Annotated in this window: 1 protein-coding gene; it reads right to left on the reverse strand. The window is 59.2% G+C overall.

Going from position 1 to position 321, the window contains the following annotated elements; all coding sequences use genetic code 11:
• On the reverse strand, window positions 1–321 hold a 321-nt coding region (locus D180_RS11755; protein WP_043090874.1), incomplete at both ends, for a hypothetical protein.

Genomic DNA, 321 nt, shown 5'->3' on the forward strand with positions numbered 1-321 from the left:
GACGCGTGTTGTCCTTGAAGACATGGACCTTGCCAGCGTTGCGGTCGAACAGGGCGGGTGCGTAGCGGTAGCCTATGAGGTCGAAGCGGAGCATGAAGTAGACGAACACCGATAGGACTGAAGTGCCGACCAAGGCAGGAGTGAAAGCATTGGCATCACCAAGTGCGCTCGCAAGCATCAGGATCAATGGCAAACCTATAGCGACGGCGCCAAAGCCAAGATACCCCACAAGCAAAGTCATCATGCTGCCGTACGCCAGCCCATGCGGAAACGCATCGATGACCGCCCCGCCGCTGTTGGGCGATCGGCTGGCCGGTACGC

It is taken from the genome of Xanthomonas sp. SHU 166, assembly GCF_000364685.1.
In the GTDB taxonomy this organism is placed as follows: Bacteria; Pseudomonadota; Gammaproteobacteria; order Xanthomonadales; family Xanthomonadaceae; genus Xanthomonas_A; species Xanthomonas_A sontii.